Here is a 22,766-nt window from a genome sequence, read left to right as displayed (position 1 = left end):
ATCGCCGGTCAGGGCGACGGCACCGGCCAGGAGCACGAGAACGGCGCCGGCGCCGCCCGCCGCCATCGGCGCGGAGAGGCGCAGGCGGGGGCGCCCACCGCCGGCCTTGGTCGCGACCCCGAGGGGTTTCGTCAGGATATCGTCGGCCGTCTCGCTCACCCGCCGTCCCGCCCCGCTGGTGCATCCTTGCACCGCCGCGACGGGACCCGAGAACGCGAATCGCCCGCAGCAGCGGCCTGCGCCGCCATTGCGGGTCGTTATGGTTAATCTTTCCCTAATCCGGGGCGGCCCCGATCCCGGGAGACGGGCGGCTCCGGCAGACGACCGCCGCGCGGACCGGGCCGCCCCGGAGGGTCGTCAGTCGCGCCGCCGCAACAGGCTCGCGAAGAAGCCGTCGAGGCCGCCGCCCCGGCCGGCGCCGCCACCGAGATGGCACGGCAGGGTGCGCAGGTCGCCGTTCGGATCGATCAGCTCGGCATGGCCGGCGACATCCTCGGGGGTGAGCGGCACACGGGCGAAGGCTTCGTTGCGGGTGAGGAAGGCGGCGATCTGCGCGCTCCCCTCCTCCGGCTCGAGGGAACAGGTGCAGTAGACGAGGCGACCGCCGGGCCGGGTCAGGCGGGCGGCCTTGTCGAGGAGGCGCCGCTGAAGGCCGGCGAGCCGGATCACGTCGGCCTCGGTCTTGATCCAGGCGACGTCCGGGTGGCGGCGGATCGTGCCGGTGGCCGAGCAGGGCGCGTCGAGGAGCACCGCGTCGAAGGGCGCCCCGTCCGGCAGGTCGAGGGCATCGGCGGCGATCACCTCGGCGCTCAGGGAGAGACGCGCGAGATTGCCCTGAAGACGTTCGAGGCGGGTGCTCGAACGGTCGACCGCGGTGACGGCGGCCCCCGCGGCGGTGATCTGCGCGGTCTTGCCGCCCGGCGCGGCGCAGAGATCGACGATCCGCTCGCCGGCCTTCGGCGCCAGCAGCCCGACCGGCAACGCCGCGGCGGCGTCCTGCACCCACCACGCGCCCTCGTCGTAGCCCGGCAGCCCGGCCACGGCTTCGCGCCCGTCGAGGCGCAGGGAGCCGAGGCCGAGGCGGCGCCCGCCGAGGCGTGCGGCCCAGGCGTCCGGCTCGCCGCGCACGGTCACGTCGAGGGCCGCGCCCTCCAGATGGGCGGCGGCGATCCCCCGGGCGGCCTCCGCGCCATAGGCGGCGACCCAGCGGCGGGCGAGCCAGTCCGGCGTGTTGTCGGCGAGGGGGTCGTCCTCCCCGGCCCGGATCGCGTCGCGCTCGCGGGCGACCCGGCGCAGGACCGCGTTGACGAGGGGCGCCAGGTGCTGGAGCTGCGGATCGGCCTTGGCGAGGCGCACGGCGAGGTCGACCGCGGCATGATCGGCCACCGCGAGGTCGAGGATCTGAGCCGCCCCCGTGATCAGGAGGGCGAGGAGATCCGGCCGGTCCTCCGGCAATCCGTCGCGCAGGCGCGCGGCGAGCGCCGTCCGCAGGAAGCCGAGACGGCGGAAGCTCGCGGTGGCGATGGCGCGGGCGAGCGCGGCGTCGCCCGGCTCGAGCCCCGCCCCGCGCCCGGCCTGGGCCAGGGCATCCTCCAGCGCTAGCCCCCGGGCCGGGCCGAGCAGATGCGCCACCGCCTTCTGCGCGACCCGGCGCGCGGCAAGGCCCGGCACGGCGGGATCGATCGGGGGCGGGGGGCGGCGGGGGGGTTGAGATGCCAAGCTTCGGGCCGTTCTGTAGCGTCGACGAGCACAGGGGTCTCGCCCCGGACCCGACGCACTCCCATCTGAGAGCCGGTGATGCAAGCCGGGAGAGGACAGGCATGAGCGACGACGCGATCCCCGAGGCCGTGGATGAGCCCCCGGCCAAGGTTCTCTCCCCCGCGGCGCAACGCGCCCTGGCGGAGGCCGCCGAGCGCCGCGCCGCCATCGACGCCCGCGCCGCGCAGATCGCCGAACGGAAGGAACAGCTCGGCCGCGGCGGCCTGGAGCCCGTGCGCTACGCGGACTGGGAGGTGAAGGGGCTCGCCACCGACTTCTAAGCGCTCCGGCGCCGCCCCGGCGCGCATTCCACCGTCATCAGACTGTCGTGCGGTCCTGCTGAGTCGGCAGGCGTGCAGGCAGACTCGACGATCCGCTCTCCCGACCCCCTCCGCGCCAACCCCTCCGCCGGGGACGGGACAGCGGAGGCCCGCCGGCCCCTTCCCATGCTGCTCTGCGACGAGCCATCCCTGCCGGGGCTGCTCTGGGCGATGCGGTTCGACGGTGACGGGCGCGGCCTTCCCCTCGCCCCGGGCGAGCCGGTGCCGACGCCGGACACCCGGAAGGCGGGCTTCGTCTGGCTCCACTTCAACCTGAACGATGCGCGCCTGCCCATCCTCGTCGCCGAGGGCCGGCTCGGCAGCGCCGACCTCGCAGCGGAGGCCCTGTCGGCCGATGCGCATCAGCGTGTCGCCGTGGCGGAGGCCGAGGTCGGCGGGGTCGTGGCCGATCTCGCCCGGGCGGCGGACGGGGACCGGCCACGGCACGGGGCGGCCGCCTCGGGCCGTCTCCACTTCGTGATGGGCCGCGACACCCTCGTGACCGGGCGGCGTCACCCCCTGCGCGGCCCGGACCTCACCCACGATGCCGTGACCGCCGGACAGCGTTTCGTGGCGCCCGCCTTCCTGCTGGAGCATCTCGTCGGCCACGTGACGGCGGAGATGGCGCGCATGGTCGCGCACCGCGCCGACGAGCTGGACGAGATCGAGGATCACATCCTCGACGAGCCCGTCCACGACGAGAGCCGTCGGCTCGGGTCGATCCGCCGGGAGGCGGTGCGGCTGCATCGGCAGCTCTCCGGGCTGCGCTCGGTGTTCCACCGGCTGGAGGCGGCGGAGGACGAGGGATTGCCGGACGCGGTCCTCGCCGCCGCGGCCCGGCTGAGCCAGCGCCTCGACGGCCTCGACCGCGACATGCTGGCGCTCGCGGAGCGCAGCCGCCTGCTGCAGGACGAGCTGGCCTCCCAGCTCGCCCGGGCCTCGAACCGTCAGCTCCACGCCCTGTCGATCCTCACCGCCCTGTTCCTGCCGCCGACGCTGGTGACCGGGCTGTTCGGCATGAACACCAAGGGCCTGCCCTTCGCGGATTACGAGGACGGCTCGATCCTGGCGATGCTGCTCGCAGGCGCCTCGGCGCTCGCGGTCTTCGCCCTGATCCGCCGGCTGGGGATCCGGCCGACGCGGGACCGGTGAGGCCGGATTTTCCGTCGCGATGCGCGCGGGGCGCCGGCCCGTCGCGGGGGAGTCTTCCCGCGACGCTCAGTAATTGATGGTCGCGCGCAGGCCCACCACCGTGGCGTTGCGGATGCGCCGTCCCCCGGCATCGGGCAGGCCGCCGCCGGGGCGCATCACGTATTGAAGGTCCGGCTGCAGGGTGAAACCCGGCACGATCTCGGCTTGGTAGGTCGCCTCGATCACCGTCTCGCTGCTGCGGATCGGTCCCCCCCCGGTACCGAAGATCAGGCCGTCCCGGTCGAAGGCGCGGGCGGCGGGGGCGATGCGCGAATGGATCACGCCGAGGCCGATCGTGTCGTTGGGCCGCCCCGGCAGCAGACCCTGATAGGCGATGCCGGCATCCACGTAGAGGTCGATCAGGTTGCGGTCTCCCGGCACCGCGGAGAGTCGCAGGAAGGCCGAGGCGCCCTCCCCCGGGGCGTCGGGCTCGCTGTAGAGGGTCTGATCGAGGATGGCGTAGAGCCCGGCATTGCCGCGGAAACGCCGGGAGATTCCGCTCGATTCCGGCTCCGCCAGCAGGCGCCCGCCGACGCGGTCGAGCCTCGGACTGTCGAACGGGCCGAAATGGTGCCAGCCGCCGAGCGTCGCCGTGCCGGGCAGGCCCTGCGTGCCCGGGAACGACGGGTAGGCGTAGGCGACCTCGCCGATCAGCAAGGCGGGGTCGTTCACGCGGAAATCGGTGCCGCGGCGGTTGCGCCGCTGCGGGTCCGTCTCGTCGCCGGGTGGGGGCGTGCCGGCCGGGTCGCCGTTGAACAGCCCGACCTGGAACGAGAGCGCATCGGTGGGCACGACCTTCACCCGGACAGCCGGGGTCGCCAGGGGATAGATCGGCCCGCCGCTCGGCAGCACGACGGCGCCGACATTCGGCCAGCCGAACCCGGCATTGAGAAACACGACGCCGGTCTGCGCGATGGCGAACTCGGTATCGGCCGAGACCTGCCCGACCTTGATCGAGAGCCGGTCACCGAGAAAGCTCTGCTCGACCCACAATTCGAACAGCCGCGTCGCCGGCAGGGCCTCGATGCCGCTCACCGTCGTCAGGTTGTTGACATAGGCCCGGGACAGGCCGTGGCCGTGGATCTGGAAGAAGTCGGTGTGGACGCGCGCCCCGCTCCAGCCCATGAACCGGTCGAGGTCGATGTCGAGCGCGGTGTCGAGGCGCCCTCCGTAGGTCGCGCCCTGCCGGAGGCCGCCGGACGGGGCGGCGAGGCCCTCACCGATATAGGTGAGCACGTAGGTGAGGCCGCGCTGCGCCAGGACGGCGCGCAGGCCGAACGGATCGCCATAGGGACCAAGCGAGGATTCGATCGAGCCCTTGTTCGTGACCGAGACCTGATCCGAGGTGCGGGACTGTGCCACCGCGGTCTGCGGATCGCCGCCCGCGCCGGTGAGGGGCAGGAGGCCGTCCTGGGCCCAAGCCGGATCGGCGCCCAGGATGAGGGCGAGGACGGAGGCGAGGCCGCTTCGGCCGGGCTTGCGGTGCGTTCTCAAGAGCCGCGGCCGCTCCCCTTCGCGCCGATCCGGCGTCCCCGCCTGCCCTCTGGCAGGCAAGCGTGACAGAGATGCGACCGACGCGCCCCACCCCCGGGGCGTAACCCCGGCTCCTCATCCCTCTCCGTGCGTCACGGCGCAAGCGGTCCGGGGCGTCGACCCGCTCCGGAGCGGCGTCAGGCGTCTCAGCGGGTCTGCAGCAGGAGAAGCACGGCCGCACCCGCCATGACCGCGAGGGTCGCCAGGATGCCGCCGCCCCGGCAGGCGAACTGGCGGGGGGTGTTGGGCCCGGCGAGCATGCCGATGGGGTGGAGGATGCGGGCGATCACCAGGATGATCAGCAGGCTCCGGACCCAGCCCTGCGATCCGCCGCCCGCCTCGTAGAGGGCGATCAAGCCCAGGGCGAAGGGCACGTACTCGATGAAATTGGCATGCGAGCGGATGCGCCGCTGAAGCGCATCCTGCCCGCCATCGCCGAACAGCACGTTGCCGGTGAGCCGCCCGCCCATGACCCAGCCGGACAGGCCGACATAGATCAGGCCCAGGATCGCGGCGTAGAAGGCGGTGGTCGTCGGAAGGATCAAGGGGCGAGGTCTCCGTCGGGCGAGGCGTCCGCGGGAGGGGCGGCCCGCTCCCACAAGTCGAGCCTCCCGGGCTTGTTCCGCCCTTCACGCGATTGGGACAGGCAGGCCGCGGCTCCAAGCGAGACCGTCCTGGGCCCCCCTTCGATCACGAGTTGCGGCGCCTTAACTGGGCGGAGAGAGCCCACGCCCGACATATGCGTGTCGCGGAACGGGCCGATGCGGTCGGCTCGGGCGATACGCCGGAGGGAGAGGATTTCCGTGAGCGGCAAGCTGATCGCGGTCGCCAACATGAAGGGCGGCGTCGGCAAGACGACGACGGTCGTCATGCTGGCCGAGGCGCTGGCCGCCGACGGGGCGCGGGTGCTCGTCGTCGATCTCGATCCGCAGTCCTCCGTCTCGGTCTGCCTCGCGGGCGACGATCTGCTCGCGGAGATGATCGGCCGGGGCCGGACGCTCGAGGCCTATCTCGCCCTCAAGCTGATCACCCGGCACAAGCCGGACCTGCGCGCCCGCATCCAGCCGGGCGTGAGCCTGACGATGCACAAGAACCGGCCGCTCGCCCTGTCCCTGCTGCCGTCGGGCCCGCATCTGCGGTTGGTCGAGCGGGAGATCCTCTACGAGCTGACCGAACGGAAATTCTCGATGCACGCCATCGAGGCCCGGCTGTGGACGATCTTCCACGACGATTTCGCGCCCCTGGCGCAGGACTACGATTACGTCTTCTTCGACTGCGCGCCGGGCATCTCGCCGATGACCGAGGTGGCGGTGCGCGCCGCCGACCTCGTCCTCGTCACCTCGATCCCGGATTTCCTCTCGACCTACGGCCTCAACGCCTTCGTCGAGACGATCTGGCGGCGCACGAGCCGGCAGAGCAGCCACATCGCCCCGAAGAGCGCACCCTATGTGCTCGTCACCCGGTTCCAGAGCCAGGTGCGGCAGCACCAGCAGACGCTTGCCCGCCTCGTCGCCGAGGCCGCCGCGCCGGATGCGGGCTTCCGCCTGCTCCGGACCCGCATCCCCCAGGCGGCGGCGCTCGCCGACGCCCTGGTGCCCGTGAACGGCGCGCCCCCGACCTTCTCCTCCAAATACGGCGCGCACGTCCCCACCGTGCTCATCCCCCTCGTCGCGGAAGTGAAGGACATCCTCCATGGCCCTTGATGTCGACGGCTACGCCGTGCTCCAGGCGCTCGCCTCCGCGCCCGAGGCGTTTCCCGACATCCGCACCGAGGTGCCCAAGGCCGCCCGCGCGCTGGTGGTGAAGCAATTGAAGGCCCGGACCCTGCGGGTGCCGGCCCTGCGGGTCGTCCGCGAGGTGCTGGGACCCGAGGCCTTCGCGCTCATCGCCGACGGCATGAGCGATGCCGAGGTGAAGGCGGTGGTGACCCGCCTCGACCCGCATCATCCGACCCTGAAGGAGGCTACGCCCGGCTGGCATCGGCGCCGCCTCACCGCCCTGGCGGCGGGCGAGGCGCCGGTGCGCCGGGGCGAATCCGCGCCGCCCGAGACGCCGCTCGGTGCCGGCCCCGCGGCGCCGGCCGAGCGGGCGCTCAGCCGCCGGCCCTTCGCCGCGGTCTGGGACGGGAAGGACCATGACGCGCCAGCTGAAACGGCATCGGACAGGCCGGGTTCGGGCAAGTCGGGTTCGGACACGAAAAAGAATTCGGACGCGAAGAAGGACCCGGACCGCAAGAAGGATCCGGAGAGAAAGAAGGACAAGAAAAAGAAGAAGGGCTGACCCGGCGGCCGACGATACCCCACCGCGCGTCCCCGCCGGGGGGCGTGCGAGCCAGGGCGAGGGATGCGGTCGATCCGGCGCGCTCCACCCGACAAACGAAACGGGCGCCCCGAAGGACGCCCGCTCGCTCTCACCGGACGTTTGCGTCGGCTTAGTTCGTGCTGAACTTGTAGTTGAAGCCGGCGCGGATCAGGCTGCCCTCGGTCTTGTAGCTCGAGGTGTAGCTCAGGGCGGAGTTGGCCGGCAGGACACCCTGCACGACGACGTTGCGGCCGCCGAGATCGTAGCGGATGTACTCGGCCTTGAGGGTCACGTCGGACTTGATGCCGAGCAGGCGACCGAAGGCGAAGTAGCTCAGGAACGACTCGGTCGGGATCGCGTACTCGACGCCGCCACCGAAGTTGTAGCCGGTCTCGAACTGCTTGTCGTAGCCGCCGACGAACTGGAGCGGCAGGCCCTGCGTGACGGTGCCGTAGAAGCTGGCGCCGTAGGTCACCTGACCGAAGGCGAGACCGCCGGTCCCGTAGACCAGGAACCGATCGAAGGCGTAGCCGATCTTACCGTTGAGGGTGCCGAGATAGTCGAGGTTCTGCGTGTAGAGGCTGCCGTTCGGCGAGGCGGGCAGCGCCGTCGGCACACCGCCGACGATCACGGGATTCGGAGCGCCGATGAAGCCGGCGTTCTTCTCGAGGTCCGTCCAGGTCATGTCGAAGGCCGCGCCGACGACGAAACCGGAGCCGGGGGTGACCTGGAGGTTGTAGCCGAAGCCGCCGCCGATCTTCGAGAAGCCGTCAACCTCGCTTTTCAAACCAGAACCAGAACACGCCCGAAATCCTGCTGTGCAGTTTCCAATTGTAGGACCCTGGTTGCCGACGGTGCGGATGTTCGGGTTGTCGGTGAAGGCGTAGCCGGTGTGGAGGCCGGCGTAGAAGCCCGTCCAGGTGAAGACGGGGATCGGCGCGAAGACCGGGGGCGCCTCGGCGCGGCGGGGCAGATCGGCCGCGACGGCGGCGGTGGTCACGAGCGCCGCGGCGCTGCCCAGGAGGAATGCTCTGATCACGGGGTTCGCCTTCGAAAACGGGTGCTTAAACCTGACGTGACCGTATCAGCACAATGGCCAAGCTGCCTATGGTTTCAGGGCAACACGCCGTCGCGACGACGCTCGCCGTGCAGGATTTCTGGATGTCTTCGCTCCGGCGACGAGGGCAGCGGGCATTATCGTGCGGTCGGGGGCGCATGGTTCCGTCCGTCCCGCCGGGGATCGACGGCCGCTCGGCCCGACGACCTTGACCTTCGGGGCGCAGGGATGCTTCTGGCCCCAACGCTCCTGTCCGGCCCCCGGGCGCTTCCCGTCGCCCCTCAATCGCCGGACCGTTCCCGCGCTCGCGCTCCCGCGATCGGCGGGTCCAGCGGGTGATGGAGGCTGGATGTGAAGCGCGCACGCCGCACCAAGATCGTCGCAACCCTGGGCCCGGCTTCCGACACGCCGGAAATGATCGCGAAGCTGTTCCAGGCGGGCGCGGATGTCTTCCGCATCAACATGAGCCACCTGGACCGCGCCAAGCTGCCCGAGCGGATCGAGGTGATCCGCACGATCGAGCGCGAGGCCAAGCGCCCCATCGGCATCCTCGTCGATCTCCAGGGACCGAAGCTGCGGCTCGGCACCTTCGTGGACACGGCCGCCGAACTGGAGAACGGCCAGACCTTCGTGCTCGATTCCGACCCGACCCCGGGCGACACGAACCGCGTCTTCCTGCCCCATCCGGAAATTCTCTCGGCGCTGGAGCCGGGCCACGCCGTCCTCATCGACGACGGCAAGCTGCGCCTCGCCGTCACCGAGGTGAGCGAGGGCCGCGCCGTGACTCGCGTCGAGGTCGGCGGCCGCATCTCGAACCGCAAGGGCGTGTCGCTGCCCCATACGGTGATCCCGGTGCCGGCCATGACCGAGAAGGACCGCGCCGATCTCGAGGCCGGGCTCGCGGCGGGGGCCGACTGGATCGCGGTCTCCTTCGTGCAGCGGCCCGAGGACGTGGCCGAGGTCAAGAAGGTCGCCGCCGGCCGCGCCCTGGTGATGGCCAAGATCGAGAAGCCGCAGGCGCTCACCCGCCTCGACGAGATCATCGAGATCTCCGACGGCATCATGGTCGCCCGCGGCGATCTCGGGGTGGAGATGCCGCTGGAGCAGGTGCCCGGCGTGCAGAAGCGCCTCACCCGCAGCGCCCGCCGGCTCGGCAAACCGGTGGTGGTCGCGACCCAGATGCTCGAATCGATGATCACCTCGCCGGTGCCGACCCGCGCCGAGGTCTCGGACGTCGCCACCGCGGTCTACGAGGGCGCCGACGCCGTGATGCTCTCCGCCGAGAGCGCGGCCGGGGCCTTCCCGGTCGAGGCGATCACCACGATGAGCCGCATCGCCGAGCAGGTGGAGCGGGACGCGCTGTACTGGTCGATCCTGATGGCGCAGCGCTCGAACCCCGAGGCGACCGCCGCCGACGCCATCGCGGCCGCCGCCCACCAGATCGTCGATGCCCTGAGCCTCGGCGCCATCATGGCCTGGACCCATTCGGGCTCGACGGTGCAGCGCCTCGCCCGCGCCCGTCCGAATGCTAGTGTGATCGCGCTGACGCCCAAGCGCGAGACCGCGCGCCGGCTCACCATGGTCTGGGGCACGCACCCGATCGTCACGAAGGACGCGAGCGACATCGACGACATGGCGTTCCGGGCGGCGAAGTTCGCGGTGCGCGAGCGCTTCGCCGAGATCGGCGACCGGATCATCATCGTGGCGGGCGTGCCCTTCGGCATTCCCGGCGCCACCAACATGGTCCGGATCGCCTTCGTGACCCGCGAGCACGCCGAGCGGGCCTGACGCCCCTCACTCGGCGGGCGCCGTCCGCCGGCCGAGCAGCGCCTCCGTCTCCCTCACCAGGGCGTCCGGGGCGGTGTAGGTGATCATGTGGCCGGCGCCCGGCAGCACGACGAGGCGGGCACCCGGCACGGCCCGGCTCAGGGGCTCGGCCTGTCGCGCGGTGACGACGACCGGATCGCCCTCCCCCGACACGACCACGCTCGGCACGCGCAGCGTGCCGTAGCGCGGCGCCTGCTCGGCGAGCGCCGCCGGCAATCCGGCAAGGTCCTGGATGTTGGCGAGGGCCGCCGCGGGCCGCAGGATCAGCGGAGCCCGGGCCTTCGCGACATAATCCTCCACCGGCGCCTCCGGCCGGAACACGCCCCGCGCGACGCCCGGCATGGAGGCGAGGCCGAGCGGCACCGCGATCGTCCGCGTGAGCAGCCACGTCACCGGCGGGTGGAGCGCGATGGTGGCCCACCACGGCAATCCCTGGGGCGGGAACGGCTGGGCGACGGGGGCCACGAGGACGAGCCCGGCGACCTGCTCCGGTCGATCGAGGGCCATGCGGAGCGCCAGCGCCCCGGACCAGGAATGGCCGAGCAGGATCACGGGCCCGAGGGCGAGCCGATCGATCGCCGCCGCGAGAACCCGCCCCTGGAAGGCCGGGGTGGCGGCCTCCGCCCCGGCGAGCCGGTCGCTGCCGCCATAGCCCGGCCGGTCGAAGGCGACGACACGGAATCCCGCCCGGGCCAGGCTGCGACCGACCCCCTCCATGGGATCGTAGGCGTTGGCGGAGGCCCCGTGCAGCAGGACGACGGTGCCCTTCGCTCCGTCCTTCGCCCCCTCCCGCGGCCCGTCCTCGAGATAGGCGAGATGCCCGCCCTCGACGGCGACCCGGGCGGTGGCGGGCGGGTAGCGCGCCTCGACGCGCGCCGCGATCAGCCGCGTCGCGACCGCGGCACAGCCGAGGGCCAGGACGATCAGGCCGAGGACGACCGCGAGGGCGAGCGCCGACACGCGCAGGAGATCGGGCAAGGTCAGGGCACGATCAGAGGTCGCGGCCGTCGACGTCGGGCTTCAGACGGTCGATCGCCTTCTTCAGGACGTCCCAGCGCGGATAGAGCGCCTCGGCGCGGCGGAAGGCGTCCATGGCCCGGCCCTTGTCGTCCCCGGCCAGGTAGAGCTTGCCCAGGGCCGCCCAGGCCTCGAAATGGCGCGGCTCCAGCACCAGGGCCCGCTGCAGGTCGGCGATCGCACTCACCGAGTCGGACAGGCGCCAGAACAGGGTGGCCCGCCGGCTCCAGCCCTCGGCCCAGGCGGGCTCGAGCGTGATGGCACGGTCCATCAGCTCGACGGCGAGGGGAAGCTCGTTGCCGGCCATAGCCTGGCGGGCGCGGTCGGTGAGGAGATCGACGGTGGCGCTGCCGGAGCGGCCGAGGCGGCGCTCGATGAGACTGGCGACGGCCTTGGCCTCGGTCTCGTCGTCGGCGTCCTTGAGGCGCTTGAACAGGTCGTCGAGACTGACGGGCGGATGCGCCTTGCGCTCCTTCTCCGGCGTCTCGGATCGCTCGGGCGCGGCCGACGCGGCGCCGACAGCCATCCCCGCGAGGGCGAGGACGGCGGCGGTCAGGATCAGGCGCGGGCGGAACGACATGGGCCGAGCATCCACCCGGCCAGGTCAGGCGTCAACGCGCCCGGAATGCGGCACGATCGCCGGGATCGTGCGGCGCGCCGGCTCAGCCCTGGCGGGCCTTGAAGCGCTTCTGGGTCTTGTTGATGACGTAGACCCGGCCCTTGCGGCGCACGAGCTGGTTGTCGCGGTGACGGCCGCGCAGCGACTTGAGGGAGTTGCGAATCTTCATCGGTCTCACGTCGGCGCGGGTCGAGACCGGCCGCCTGTTGTCAGAAAGTGTTTCTCGGAACGGAGCGCCGCGGACGGCGCTCCGGCGATGACGGTTCGTGACATCGCGGGAAGGCGGTCGCCATATCAGACAACCGCCTTCACAGGCAAGGCGTTCTCAACGCTCGCGCCACGCCCTCGCCAACTGGTCGGACAGCGGCTTCACCAGATACGACAGCACCGAGCGTTCGCCGATCTGGGTGTAGGACTCGACCGGCATGCCGGGCACGAGGCGCAAGCCCTTCAGGTGGTTCTTCTCGTCGTCGGCGATGCGGATGCGGGCGGTGTAGAAGCTCATTCCGGTCTTCGGGTCCATGCTCACGTCCGCCGAGACGCGGACGACCTGTCCGTCGATCTCGGGCGTGGTGCGCATGTTGAAGGCGGCGAACCGCAGGTTCGCCTTCTGGCCGACGCGGACATTGTCGATGTCCTGGGGCTGAACCCGCACCTCGACGAGGAGCTGGTCGGCGGCCGGAACGATCAGCATCGCGGGCTCGGACGGCGTCACGAGGCCGCCGATCGTGTGCACGGTCATCTGATGCACGAAGCCGTCCTGGGGCGCGCGCATCTCGATGCGCTTGAGCTGGTCCTCGGCCGCGACGCGCTTCTCCCGCAGCTCCGACCACCGGCCGCGGATCTCGGCCAGGTCCTTGCCGACCTCCGTGCGCATCTCCTGGTCGATCTGGAAGATCTGCAGCTCGGTTTCGGCGATCTTGCCGCGGGCCGAGGCCGTCGAGGCGATGAGCTGGCCGCGCTCGCCCTCCAGCCGCGCGGCGTCGCGCTCCAGGGCCGTGACCCGGGAGAGCGGCACGAGGTTCTTGGAGTAGAGCTCGCGCACGCCCTTGAGCTCGTGGCCGATCAGCAGGATCTCGCGCTCCTTGGCCGCCGATTGCTCGGTCAGCCCGGAAATCTCCTGGCGCAATTGCAGCACCCGCTCGCGCAGCTGGGCCTTCTGGCCCTCGCGCCCGGCGACGCGAGAGGCGAACAGGCGCGCCTCGCCGTCGATGAGACGACCGACGCTCGGGTCGGTCTCGATGCGGGAGACCAGCTCGTCGGGGAAGGCGATGGTCTTGTGGCCGTCGCGCTCGGCCTCGTTGCGGGCCCGGCGGGCGGCGAGTTCGTCCATCGCCTTCAGGACGATGTCGAGATTGGCCCGGGTCTGGGTTTCGTCGAGACGGATCAGCACGTCGCCGGCATGCACCTTCTGCCCCTCGCGCACGAGGAGCTGGCCGACGACGCCGCCGGTGGGGTGCTGCACCTTCTTGATGTCGGTCTCGGCCACGAGCTGACCCGGGGCGATCACCGCCGCCGAGACGTCGGTGAAGGTGGCCCAGCCGCCGATGCCGAAGACGAGCGCGACGGCGAGGCCGACGGTGACCGCGAGGTGCCGCCGGATCGAGCCGTGCGCGGTCGGCCGCGGCAGGGCCGGGCTGAGCCCGGCCAGGGGTGCGAGGCTGGTGGACATCAGGCGCTCTCCTGCAGGCCGGCGCCCTTGGCCGAGACCTGCCGTGGATCCGTCGGCGCGGGAACCGGCGCCGGGGCCGGCCGCAGGACGCGCTTCAGGACCTCGTCCTTCGGACCGAAGGCCTGGGCGCGTCCGTCGGCCATCATCAGGATCAGATCGACCGCGGCGAGCGCGCTCGGCCGGTGGGCGACGACGACGCAGATGCCGCCGCGCTGGCGCACGCCGAGGATCGCCTGGGTCAGGGCGTTCTCGCCCTCGCTGTCGAGGTTGGCGTTGGGCTCGTCGAGCACCACGAGGAAGGGGTCGCGGTACAGCGCCCGGGCCAGCCCGATGCGCTGGCGCTGCCCGGCGGAGAGGCCGGCCCCGCCCTCGCCGATGCGGCTGTCGTAGCCCTCGGGCAGGCGCAGGACCAGATCATGCACGCCGGCCGCCCGGGCAGCGGCGATGACGAAGTCCGACGGGGCATTAGGCTCGAAACGGGCGATGTTCTCGGCCACGGTGCCGGCGAACAGCTCCACCTCCTGCGGCAGGAAGCCGATATGCTGGCCGAGATCGACGCTCGACCACTGGTCGAGGGCCGCCCCGTCGATGCGGATCTTGCCCCGCACCGGCGGCCACACGCCGACCATGGCGCGCACGAGCGAGGACTTGCCCGAGGCCGAGGGGCCGATCACGCCGACGCCCTGGCCGGCCTTGAGGACGAAGCTCACATCCTGGACGACGAGGCGCGGCGTCCCCGGCGGGGCGATGCTGACGCCCTCCACCATGACGGCCTGGGTCGGGGCCGGCAGGGCATGGGGCTGCATGCCGGCAGGCAGCTTCACGAACAGCTCGTTCAGCCGCCGCCAGCTCTGGCGGGCGGCGACGAACCCCTTCCAGTTGCCGATGGCGAGTTCGGCCGGGGCCAGCGCGCGGGAGACCAGGATCGAGCCCGCGATGATGATGCCCGCCGTCGCCTCGTTGTGGATCACGAGCCAGGCCCCGAGCGCCAGAACGCCCGATTGCAGCGCCATGCGGAACACCTTGGAGCCTGCGCCGAAGCCGCCGCCCACGTCGGCGACGCTCTGGTGGGCGTCCATGTAGTCGCGGTTGGCCACGGCCCAGCGGGCGGCGAGCCGCTCCTGCATGCCCATGGCGGCGAGCACCTCGGCGTTGCGCCGTCCGGCTTCGGCCAGCCCGTTCCGCCGCAGGCCGTGACCGGTGGCGGCCTGGGTCGGCGCCTTGGTGGCCCGGTCGGTCAGGAAGGTGAGCCCGGCCAGGATCGCGGTGCCGACGATGGCGGCGGCGCCGATATAGGGATGAAACAGGAAACAGATGCCGATGTAGATCGGCATCCACGGCAGGTCGAAGAAGGCCGAGGGGCCACTGCCGGACAGGAACGAGCGCACCTGGTCGAGGTCGCGCAGGGGCAGCAGACCGTCCCCGGGCACGGCGCCCTTGAGGGGGGCGCGGACCACGATGTCGAACACGCGCCCGCTCAGGGATTCGTCGAGGGCGGCGCCGACCCGCGCCAGGATGCGCGAACGGATCGCCTCCAGCACGCCCTGGAAAGCATAAAGCACGAGGGCGAGGATGCTCAGGCCGACGAGCGTCGGCACCGAACGGCTCGGGATCACGCGGTCGTAGACCTCGAGCATGTAGAACGAGCCGGTGAGGTAGAGGATGTTGACGAGGCCGCTCATCACGGCGACCCCCAGGAAGGCCGTCTTGCACCGCACCAAGGCGGCGGCGATCTCGTTCTTCTCGCGCCCGTTGCTCACCGCCCTGCCCCCGACTTCCGGCGCCGATACGGCCGGGCTCCTTTCGGGGTCACCGGCCGATCCGCGTTCATATCGCCAAATGCGTCCAAAATTAAGCGCCGATTCGCCGTTCTACAGAACCAATCCGTGAAGCCGGATCCCATCGGCGCCCCTACACAGACCATAGGGAGCGATGACAGATCATTGTTCGGCGTCTTTTTCAGACCACACGCCGCGATGAAAAGGAAAAACGGCTCCCTTGATCACGGCGCTTCACCAATGTCCGCCTGGACGCAGCCCCTACGCAAGTCAAACGCCCGGCCACATCCATCCAATACATTCGAGCGACGATGTCGCGGCTTGGCCGGAAGCTTGGGCCCAGGCTTGACCGAAAGCTCGGCAGGAACCTTGGCCTCCGACTTGATCTCGAACTTGGCCCCACCACGACGGACGGTGTCATTGCGCCGTCCGGTGTCAGAACCATGCCGTGGCGAGGGCGCCCGGTCTGTGATCCGGATCACGGTCGCGCCCGGCCAAGCCACGCCCATCGCGACCACGCCCCATCCCGGCCCCGCCCCATCCGGGCCCCGGTCCAACGCGAAGCGCCGGCCCGAGGGTTCGGGCCGGCGCGTCTCGTGGTGTCGTCGCTCTCGGTGAGGGGCGCGGCGGCCCCGTCTATTGCGGTGCCGGGGCCGGCGGGGGCGTCGGAGCCGGATTCTGCGCCGGAGCGGGCGTCGGGGCCGGGGTCGAGGCTGCCTCGGTGACTTTCGTCAGCTCGGGATAGGTCTCGACCACATGGGCGCCGGCGAGGGGCTTGTTCTGGCCGTTGTGGCAGGTGGCGCAGTTCAGCTTCGGCGCGTCGCCGGTCGGTCCGAGGCGGTTGGCCGGGAAGGTCGGCGTCAGCGGCTCGATGTAGTCGCCGTTGAGGTCCCGCACCATCCGGATCGCGTGCCAGGCAAGCGTGCGCTGCGGCGTGCTCTGCTGCCAGTTCGAGATCGCCCGGGTGTTGTGGCAGTAGGTGCAGTTGACGCCGAGCGCCGACGACATGTGCATCATGAGGCCGTAGGTCTTCTCCGCCGCCTGGATCGGTTTGCCCTTGCTCTCGGGCAGGGCGGTCGTGGCGTTGACGCGGATCAGGTTCTCGTCGGCATCCTTCTTGCCGAAGTATTCGGTCAGGGTGTCGTAGGGGAGCGAGGCGAGGCCGACCGAGGGGGAGGCCATGTTCTGCCCGTTGTTGCGGGGCGTGAAGCCGGACTTGTAGTTCGGGCCCGGGTTCTGGAACCAGACGTGCTTGGGCACGGGCTGTCCGCGGTGGCAGGTGTAGCAGGTCACGCCCGCCTCGCCGACATGCTTCTCCTTCCAGGTGGTGTTGATGTGCTGCACCATCTGGATCATCCGCCGGGCAACCTTCTTCTGATAGAGGCTGTCGTCGGCCATGTTCTCGGTGTTGTGACAGTAGGTGCAGCCCTGCTCCGGGCTGACCCACTCCGTCATCGAGGTCATCAGGCGGTTGAATTCCTCGACGCTCACGTCCTTGAGGACCTGGACGTTCTGGTAGACGGCACCGGCCTTCTCGGTGCCCTGCTCGACCGGCTCGGCCGGATCCGGGGCGACGTTGGCGGCCTTGAGGGCCGCCGCGCCCGCCTTGGTCTGGATCTGGTCCATGCCCGTGCCGCGGAAGCCGTGCTGCTGGGCGACGATCGGGGGCCGGGTCCAGCCGGCGGTGCCGAACTGGGCGATGGTGAGGAAGGCGGCGACGACCGCGCCCGCAACAAGGAGCAATGTCTTCATGGCGTCCCTCCCGGTGCGCTGAGCGGATCGGTGATCGGCCCGTAAACCTGGGGATAGGCCGGCGCAACACCGTGCTTGACCGCCCAGAGATACCAGTTGTCGACGACCGTGCCGGTGAGGAGGATGCCGATGCCGCCGGTGATCGTGGTGAGCACCGCGAACCACCACGCCCAGCGGTGGACCGATTCCATGGTGGCGTTGAAGCCCATGGTCCAGCGCCAGAACAGGGCGGCGCGTTCCGTCGCCGTGCCGCGATCGACGATCTGGTCGATCTCACGCTCCGAGCCGTAGCGACTGGTCGCCAGGATGGTGGCGCCGTGCATGGCGAAGAGCAGCGTCGATCCGTACAGGAACGCGATCGAGAGCATGTGGAACGGGTTGTAGAACAGGTTGCCGTAGCGCAGCGAGAAGGCGGCGGTCCAATCGAGGTGCGGGAAGATGCCGAACGGCACCGCCTCGCTCCAGGAGCCCATCATCAGGGGCCGGATGAAACCGAGCACGAGGTAGAGCCAGATCGCCGCGGCGAAGGCCCAGGCGGTGTGCGAGCCGAGTCCCAGCGCCCGGGCGCGGCGGTACATGCGCACCCACCACAGCAGGATCGAGGCGGTGAGGAAGAAGCCGGCGATCAGCCACCATCCGCCCTCGGCCAGCGGCGGCAGCACCTTGAGACCGTATTTGGGCAGCGGCGGTTCCAGTGCGAGCCAGGGCAGCTGGCGCACGAACTGCACCGGGTCCCAGTTCACCGAGGCCAGCATGTTGAGGCCGATGATCTCGAAGGCGATCAGGCCGCAGGTCAGGGACAGGGCCCCGAGATAGCCGCCATAGATCGGCCCCACCTGCGAATTGCCCAACAGTCCGAACAGGTAGCTGTTGAAGGGCCGGCCGACGCGGTTATCGACCGAGACCGGAATGCCGTGCTCCGGCTCGCGCGGGCGCACCTGCACCGCGGTAAAAATGTTCTGGTAGTAGGCCACGGATTCTCCCTCCCTGGACCTACGGTCGCCCGAGGAGACCCTCGCGCCCGTCGATCATGCGTTCGGTTGGTCCGGCCGGCGCGGGCGCCGGCCGTTGGGATCGCTTCAGCGCCACACGGGCAGGTTGAGCCACCAGCCCCACCATTCGGGCCATCCCTGTGTCCAGAACGGGCCGGAGATGACGATGCAGACCGCGCTCCAGAAGCCCGCAGAGAGCGCCAGGAACAGGCCCAGCCGGTGGATGCCGAGCGTGCCGATCGAGTAACCGATCGTATCGCGGAAGTAGGTGTCCTCGTGCTCCGGCGTCTTGACCGTCTCGCCCTTGGCCGGATTGGTCGAGGAGAGGATCAGGGAGCCGTGCAGCGCCAGCGCAAACGTCGTCGTGAAGAAGAACGACACCGCCAGCATGTGTGCCGGATTGTAGTGGAAGTGCAGGTATTGGTAACCGGTGTTCGAGACCCAATCGAGGTGGCTCAGGATCCCGTAGGGGAAGCCGTAGCCCCAGGCGCCCATCAGCAACGGGCGCACCACCACCAGGGTGACATAGGCGAAGATCGCCACCGAAAAGGCGAACGGCACGTGGTAGCCGATGCCCAGCTTCCGGCAGATCTCGACCTCGCGCAGGGCCCAGGACGAGAACGCGCCGACCGCGCAGAAGGTGATGATCTGCCAGAGCCCCCCCTCCTTCAGGGGAGCCAGCGCCAGCCCGTATTTGAGGTCGGGTGGCGCGATATTGATCTGCCAGATGTTCCAGGTTGGGCCGATCGCGGCCCCGTAGATGATCAACGCGGTGCCGAGCACCGAGAAGAACAACGTCGTGACCCCGAAGAAGCCGACGTAGAACGGCCCCACCCAGAAGTCGAACAGGTCGCCGCCGAGCAAAGTGCCGCCGCGGACCCGGTATTTTCGCTCGAAGCTCAGCATCGCCATGGCGGAGACCTCCCGGAATGGTCGGAGCGGGAGAAGGCCGCGGGCGGGAACTCGGGGTGCCCGTCCGCGGCGTGGGTGGGCCGGTCAGCCCGGCATCGTCGGGAGGACGAGGCTGTAGGCGGCAGCCGCCTTCGCGTCCTTCGGGCCTTCCAGCCAGTTGAACCGGTCGGTGCTGAGCAAGATGAAGTGGATCAGCAGCGCCAGGATAAACAGGAAGGTGAAGAGTGCGACCAGCGTTCTGCGCGGATCGAATAGAAGCCAGACTTTATGCATGCTCGCCTCCTCAGCCGATCATCGAAACGAGGCTGCCGGCGGCGTGGGTCACGCCGTCGAGCAGGGCGTAGCCCTTGGGCCCCGGGAGCCAGGGACGCCACAGCCAGACCAGGATGTGGGCGACCACGGCAATTGCCGTGAAGATGATGAAGCTCGTCAGGAAGATCGCGTGAAATTCCTTGGCTTCAGGTTCCGTCAGCCCGGACAGGCTGCTCGGTCTCTCGGTGACACCATTGGCCATCGAATGAACCTCCGCTGGTTAGGCCGCACCCCTTGACGGGGCGGGCGGGTGTCGCCGCGACTCGATGACATCGCGGCGCAGGGTCCCCCGTGACACCGCACGGAAGTTCTTTGTCGCGCGAGGCGACCGCTGAGGCGCATTCCGGTCGGACGGTTCGTCGGACGAAGGCGCGTCAGGACAAGGAGCAGGAGTCGCCGGCCCGAAGCGAGCGGGCCGAAGGCGGCTCTAGCCCATGAAGGCAAAGGGGATGGCCGACACCGCCATGGCCCGGGCCTCGCCGAAGACCGAGCGGCGCACGGCGGGCAGGCCGCGCCGGGGGGCGGTGTGGCCGGGCACGAGACGCTGCACCAGGGCGGCGGCCAGGAAGAACGGGTAGGTCGCCGCCAGGATGATCCGGAACTGGATCGCCTCGCTGTGCAGGCGCGAGGTCGGCATCGAGGGCACGGTTCTGCGCATGACGTGTCTCTCCGCAGTGGGTCCAGCGCCTTCCGGGGCGGGACGATGAAGGGAATGGGTCGCCGTCGCGCTCATGCGGCGGCTCCGGCCAGGAGGTCGCAGCGCGCGCGCTCGACGTGGTCAGGCGTGACCCGGTCGGTGGCGGCGCGGCGGGCGGCGCGCTCGGCGGCGTCGCGCAGGCGCTTGGCCGCCGAAATGCGGGTCAGCACCGGATGGGCCTCGACCAGGCTGTCGAGTCGGGCCCGGGCGGCCTCGTCCCAGGGCAGCTCGCGATGGCTGCGCGCGGGCGTGGCCTCGACCGCATCCATGTCGCGGGCGAGCGGCAGGATGTGGAAGAGCATGTCGAACAGGGCGTTGCAGACTTCCTGAACGAGGTAGGTCGCGCCGGCGTAGCCCATGAAGGGCGTGCCGGTGTGCCGCCGGATGATCGCACCCGGGAAGGAGGCCGGGACGTAGACCGCCCGCCAGCCGGCCTCGGCGAGGTACATCCGCTCGTTGAACGAGCCGAACAGCACGAGCGGCGGGTTCGCCTTGATGGCGTCGCGCACGGCGGCGTTGTCGGGCTTGGTGCCGGCGGTGCGGCTGAAGGCGAAGTGGCAGGGCAGCCCCATCTCGTCCTCGAGGAAGTGCCGCACGCCGCGGGCATAGGTCTCGGTCGCGACGATGCCGAAGCTCGCAGTCCCAAAAAAGTCCTGGGTCACCGAGCGCCACAGGTCCCAGACCGGCTTGATCGTGGTGTGGCGCTCGCGCTCGATGAACGGCTCCGGATCGAGGCCCAGGATCGCGCCGAGCGAGCGCAGGAACTTCGTGGTCGAGAGCAGGCCGATCGGCGCCTGGAGATAGGGCCGCTCCAGGCTCTCGCAGAGCAGCCGTCCGAACTCCCGGTAGAGGCAGATATTGGCGTCGGCGTTGACGAGCTTCGGCACGTCGGCGAGGTGCGAGCCAAGCGGGAAGGTGAGGTTCACCTCCGCGCCGATGCCCTCGACGAGGCGGCGGATCTCGGCCAGGTCCGAGGCCATGTTGAAGGTGCCGTAGGCCGGACCGAGGATGTTGACCCGCGGCTTCTCGCCGGGCTTGCGCTCGGGTCGGGCCGGGATGCCCTTCTTGGCGAAGCGCTTGGCGCCGTATTCCTGCCAGAGCCAGGACATGGCCCGGTCGGCCGCCTGCCACTGGTCCTCGTCGATGGTGCGGGGCAGGAAGCGCTGGAGGCCGGTGCCCTCGGGGGTGACGCCGCCGCCGATCATCTCGGCGATGGAGCCCGTGACGACGACGCTCGGCTGGCCCGGATCGAGCGTGGCATGGGCCCGCTTCATCGCGCCTTCCGTTCCGTGGCGGCCGAGTTCCTCCTCGGCGAGCCCGGTGACGACGATCGGCAATTCGTGCGGCGGCAGCGCGTCGGTGTAGTGCAGCACCGAGGTCACGGGGAGGTTCTCGCAGCCCACGGGACCGTCGATGACGACCTGCAGACCCTTGATCGCCGTGAAGACGTAGACGGCGCCCCAGTAGCCGCCGGCGCGGTCGTGATCGAGGACGAGCATCAGGCCATCTCCCCGATCGGCTTCAGAGGGGCCGCCGCCTTCGGCGCGGCCTTGATCGTGGGAATCTCCTGCCAGATGCCCGCGGCATGGCCGGTGCCGACACCCTCGAAGAAATCGCGCATGGCGTCGAAGCGCGGCTTGTTGGCGAGCGCGGCGTTGATCACCCGGGCCAGCGAGCCGGCCCCCGCCGCCCCCATGAGCGGGCGGGCCGAGATCAGGTTGGTGAAGTAGAGGGCCGGCGTGCCGCGCTCCTTGGCGTGCTGCACCACCGGGGTCGTGCCGATGGCGAGGTCCGGCCGGAACTCGTGGAACGCCGCGAGATCGTCTTCCAGCGAGGCGCGGTAGCGGATCGTGACGCCGCGCTCCTCCAGCCAGGCCCGATCCGGCTCGGACCAGGGCGTGCGCGGGCAGGCGGTGCCGACATAGGGCACCTCGGCGCCGCTCTCGACGAGGAGGCGGGCGACCAGAAGCTCGGAGCCCTCGTAGCCCGAGAGCGTGATGCGGCCCTTGATGGGCTGGCCTGAAAGCGCGCCGCGGATCGCGGGAAGAAGCCGGTTCTGGGCCGCCGCGATCGTGGCCGGGGCGACGTCGCAGGCATGGCCGATGGCCGCGAGCCAGTCGGCCGTGCCGTCATGGCCTACGGGGGCGGAGCCGACGACCGGCCGGCCGGCCGCCTCGAATTCGCGGATGCTCGCCGTGTAGAACGGGTGGATCGCCGCCACCGCCGCGGCGTCGAGCGCGCCGTAGAGTTCGCGCCACTCCCGCGTCGGCACGACGGGGCCGGCACTGAGACCGAGGGGTTCGAGCAGGCCGCCGATCACCACCGGATCGGCCGGAAACATCTCGCCGAGCAGGGCGACACTCGGCCGCTCCGAGCGACCGCCGCGGGGCGCCTGGACCGGGCCGTTCTCGGCCTCGCCCCGGGCGAACTTGAGCATCGCCCCGGCCAGGACGTCCTTGGCCTCGGCATGGGTCGGGACGCCGAAGCCCGGCACGTCGATGCCGATGATCCGCACCCCGTCGATCTCCTTCGGCAGGAGGCGCAAAGGCACGCCCGAGGCGGTGGGCACGCAGAGGTTGATGACGACGACGGCGTCGTAATCCTCAGGCTTGGCCGAGGCGTGGACCGCGTCGCGGATGTCCTCGAACAGCTTGCCGGTGACCAGCGTCTCGGAATTGAACGGCACGTAGCCGACGCTGCGGCGCGCTCCGTAGAAATGCGAGGTGAAGGTCAGCCCGTAGACGCAGCAGGCCGAACCCGAGAGGATCGTCGCGGTGCGCCGCATCCGCAGGCCGACGCGCAGGGAGCCGAAGGCCGGGCACATGCTCTGCGGCTGATCGTGGGGACCGGCCGGGTAATCCCGCTTGAGCTGGTCCAGGGTCTCGGACATGCCGGCGGCCTCGGCGGCCGCCCGCATCGCGTCCTTGCCGGCATGACAGCCGAGGCCGTCGCCCTGGGTGGCTTCGAGGTTGACGGGTTCCGCCGGGCGGCGGGCGCGAAGGTCGGCGATGTCGAGGGAGACAGCCAT

The 22,766-nt window shown here is 70.7% G+C and carries 22 protein-coding genes; 5 read left to right on the top strand and 17 right to left on the bottom strand.

Annotated elements, in window-relative coordinates; all coding sequences use genetic code 11:
* Positions 1-357: 357 nt before the first annotated feature.
* On the bottom strand, positions 358-1,719 hold the full coding sequence (locus tag LW587_RS08185; protein WP_232629092.1) for an RsmB/NOP family class I SAM-dependent RNA methyltransferase: 1,362 nt from the start codon (positions 1,717-1,719) through the stop codon (positions 358-360).
* A 101-nt stretch (positions 1,720-1,820) separates the two neighbouring features.
* Between LW587_RS08185 and LW587_RS08180 the strand changes: the two genes are divergently transcribed.
* Positions 1,821-2,039, top strand: coding sequence for a DUF1674 domain-containing protein (locus LW587_RS08180; protein ID WP_232629091.1), 219 nt, complete (start codon positions 1,821-1,823; stop codon positions 2,037-2,039).
* Between the two features lie 165 nt (positions 2,040-2,204).
* Positions 2,205-3,230 (top strand): transporter, encoded by a 1,026-nt coding sequence (locus LW587_RS08175; RefSeq protein WP_232629090.1) that lies wholly within the window; start codon positions 2,205-2,207, stop codon positions 3,228-3,230.
* A 66-nt stretch (positions 3,231-3,296) separates the two neighbouring features.
* On the opposite strand, the gene LW587_RS08170 is transcribed toward LW587_RS08175, so the two are convergent.
* Both LW587_RS08170 and LW587_RS08165 read right to left on the bottom strand, forming a co-directional pair.
* Positions 3,297-4,763: a carbohydrate porin gene (locus tag LW587_RS08170; protein WP_442919103.1), complete on the bottom strand. Its 1,467-nt coding sequence runs from the start codon at positions 4,761-4,763 to the stop codon at positions 3,297-3,299.
* Between the two features lie 185 nt (positions 4,764-4,948).
* Positions 4,949-5,347, bottom strand: a complete 399-nt coding sequence (locus LW587_RS08165) for an MAPEG family protein (RefSeq protein WP_232629089.1) — start codon at positions 5,345-5,347, stop codon at positions 4,949-4,951.
* A 258-nt stretch (positions 5,348-5,605) separates the two neighbouring features.
* Here LW587_RS08165 and LW587_RS08160 point away from each other — a divergent pair, with 258 nt between their 5' ends.
* Together LW587_RS08160 and LW587_RS08155 are read left to right on the top strand one after the other, a co-directional pair.
* Positions 5,606-6,505, top strand: a complete 900-nt coding sequence (locus LW587_RS08160; protein WP_232629088.1) for a ParA family protein — start codon at positions 5,606-5,608, stop codon at positions 6,503-6,505.
* Positions 6,495-7,082, top strand: a complete 588-nt coding sequence (locus tag LW587_RS08155) for a hypothetical protein (RefSeq protein WP_232629087.1) — start codon at positions 6,495-6,497, stop codon at positions 7,080-7,082. The genes LW587_RS08160 and LW587_RS08155 overlap by 11 nt, the downstream gene beginning before the upstream one ends.
* A gap of 151 nt (positions 7,083-7,233) precedes the next feature.
* On the opposite strand, the gene LW587_RS08150 is transcribed toward LW587_RS08155, so the two are convergent.
* Positions 7,234-8,142, bottom strand: coding sequence for an outer membrane protein (locus LW587_RS08150; RefSeq protein WP_232629086.1), 909 nt, complete (start codon positions 8,140-8,142; stop codon positions 7,234-7,236).
* 369 nt (positions 8,143-8,511) lie between these two features.
* Between LW587_RS08150 and pyk the strand changes: the two genes are divergently transcribed.
* On the top strand, positions 8,512-9,948 hold the full coding sequence (gene pyk / locus LW587_RS08145; RefSeq protein WP_232629085.1) for a pyruvate kinase: 1,437 nt from the start codon (positions 8,512-8,514) through the stop codon (positions 9,946-9,948).
* A 6-nt stretch (positions 9,949-9,954) separates the two neighbouring features.
* Here the strand turns inward: pyk and LW587_RS08140 are convergent, their stop codons facing one another.
* The 13 genes from LW587_RS08140 to bchY all read right to left on the bottom strand — a co-directional run bounded on the left by LW587_RS08140 (position 9,955) and on the right by bchY (position 22,766).
* Positions 9,955-10,971, bottom strand: coding sequence for an alpha/beta fold hydrolase (locus LW587_RS08140; RefSeq protein WP_332839825.1), 1,017 nt, complete (start codon positions 10,969-10,971; stop codon positions 9,955-9,957).
* 7 nt (positions 10,972-10,978) lie between these two features.
* On the bottom strand, positions 10,979-11,584 hold the full coding sequence (locus LW587_RS08135) for a hypothetical protein (RefSeq protein WP_232629083.1): 606 nt from the start codon (positions 11,582-11,584) through the stop codon (positions 10,979-10,981).
* Positions 11,585-11,666: 82 nt separating this feature from the next.
* Positions 11,667-11,792, bottom strand: coding sequence for a type B 50S ribosomal protein L36 (ykgO, locus tag LW587_RS08130; RefSeq protein ID WP_003601867.1), 126 nt, complete (start codon positions 11,790-11,792; stop codon positions 11,667-11,669).
* 156 nt (positions 11,793-11,948) lie between these two features.
* Positions 11,949-13,295: an HlyD family type I secretion periplasmic adaptor subunit gene (locus LW587_RS08125; RefSeq protein WP_232629082.1), complete on the bottom strand. Its 1,347-nt coding sequence runs from the start codon at positions 13,293-13,295 to the stop codon at positions 11,949-11,951.
* Positions 13,295-15,055, bottom strand: coding sequence for a type I secretion system permease/ATPase (locus LW587_RS08120; protein WP_269780308.1), 1,761 nt, complete (start codon positions 15,053-15,055; stop codon positions 13,295-13,297). Before LW587_RS08120 ends, LW587_RS08125 begins: the two co-directional genes overlap by 1 nt.
* Before the next feature lie 654 nt (positions 15,056-15,709).
* Positions 15,710-16,825, bottom strand: coding sequence for a photosynthetic reaction center cytochrome PufC (pufC, locus tag LW587_RS08115; protein ID WP_232629081.1), 1,116 nt, complete (start codon positions 16,823-16,825; stop codon positions 15,710-15,712).
* The gene (pufM, locus tag LW587_RS08110; protein ID WP_232629080.1) at positions 16,822-17,799 is read right to left on the bottom strand and encodes a photosynthetic reaction center subunit M; all 978 of its coding nucleotides are present in this window, start codon (positions 17,797-17,799) and stop codon (positions 16,822-16,824) included. Before pufM ends, pufC begins: the two co-directional genes overlap by 4 nt.
* A 105-nt stretch (positions 17,800-17,904) precedes the next feature.
* Positions 17,905-18,729: a photosynthetic reaction center subunit L gene (gene pufL, locus LW587_RS08105; protein ID WP_232629079.1), complete on the bottom strand. Its 825-nt coding sequence runs from the start codon at positions 18,727-18,729 to the stop codon at positions 17,905-17,907.
* A gap of 84 nt (positions 18,730-18,813) precedes the next feature.
* Positions 18,814-19,002, bottom strand: coding sequence for a light-harvesting antenna LH1, alpha subunit (gene pufA, locus LW587_RS08100; RefSeq protein WP_232629078.1), 189 nt, complete (start codon positions 19,000-19,002; stop codon positions 18,814-18,816).
* Between the two features lie 10 nt (positions 19,003-19,012).
* Positions 19,013-19,243: a light-harvesting antenna LH1, beta subunit gene (pufB, locus tag LW587_RS08095; protein ID WP_232629077.1), complete on the bottom strand. Its 231-nt coding sequence runs from the start codon at positions 19,241-19,243 to the stop codon at positions 19,013-19,015.
* Between the two features lie 225 nt (positions 19,244-19,468).
* Positions 19,469-19,699, bottom strand: a complete 231-nt coding sequence (locus LW587_RS08090) for a hypothetical protein (RefSeq protein WP_442919102.1) — start codon at positions 19,697-19,699, stop codon at positions 19,469-19,471.
* A 71-nt stretch (positions 19,700-19,770) separates the two neighbouring features.
* Positions 19,771-21,237 carry a chlorophyllide a reductase subunit Z gene (gene bchZ, locus LW587_RS08085; protein WP_232629076.1) on the bottom strand — a complete coding sequence of 489 codons (1,467 nt, stop codon included), beginning with the start codon at positions 21,235-21,237 and terminating at the stop codon, positions 19,771-19,773.
* Entirely contained in the window at positions 21,237-22,766 is a 1,530-nt protein-coding gene (bchY, locus tag LW587_RS08080) for a chlorophyllide a reductase subunit Y (RefSeq protein WP_232629075.1), read from the bottom strand. Before bchY ends, bchZ begins: the two co-directional genes overlap by 1 nt.

Source organism: Methylobacterium sp. Leaf118 (assembly GCF_920984675.1).
In the GTDB taxonomy this organism is placed as follows: domain Bacteria; phylum Pseudomonadota; class Alphaproteobacteria; order Rhizobiales; family Beijerinckiaceae; genus Methylobacterium.
This window is presented reverse-complemented; position numbering and strand designations above follow the sequence as displayed.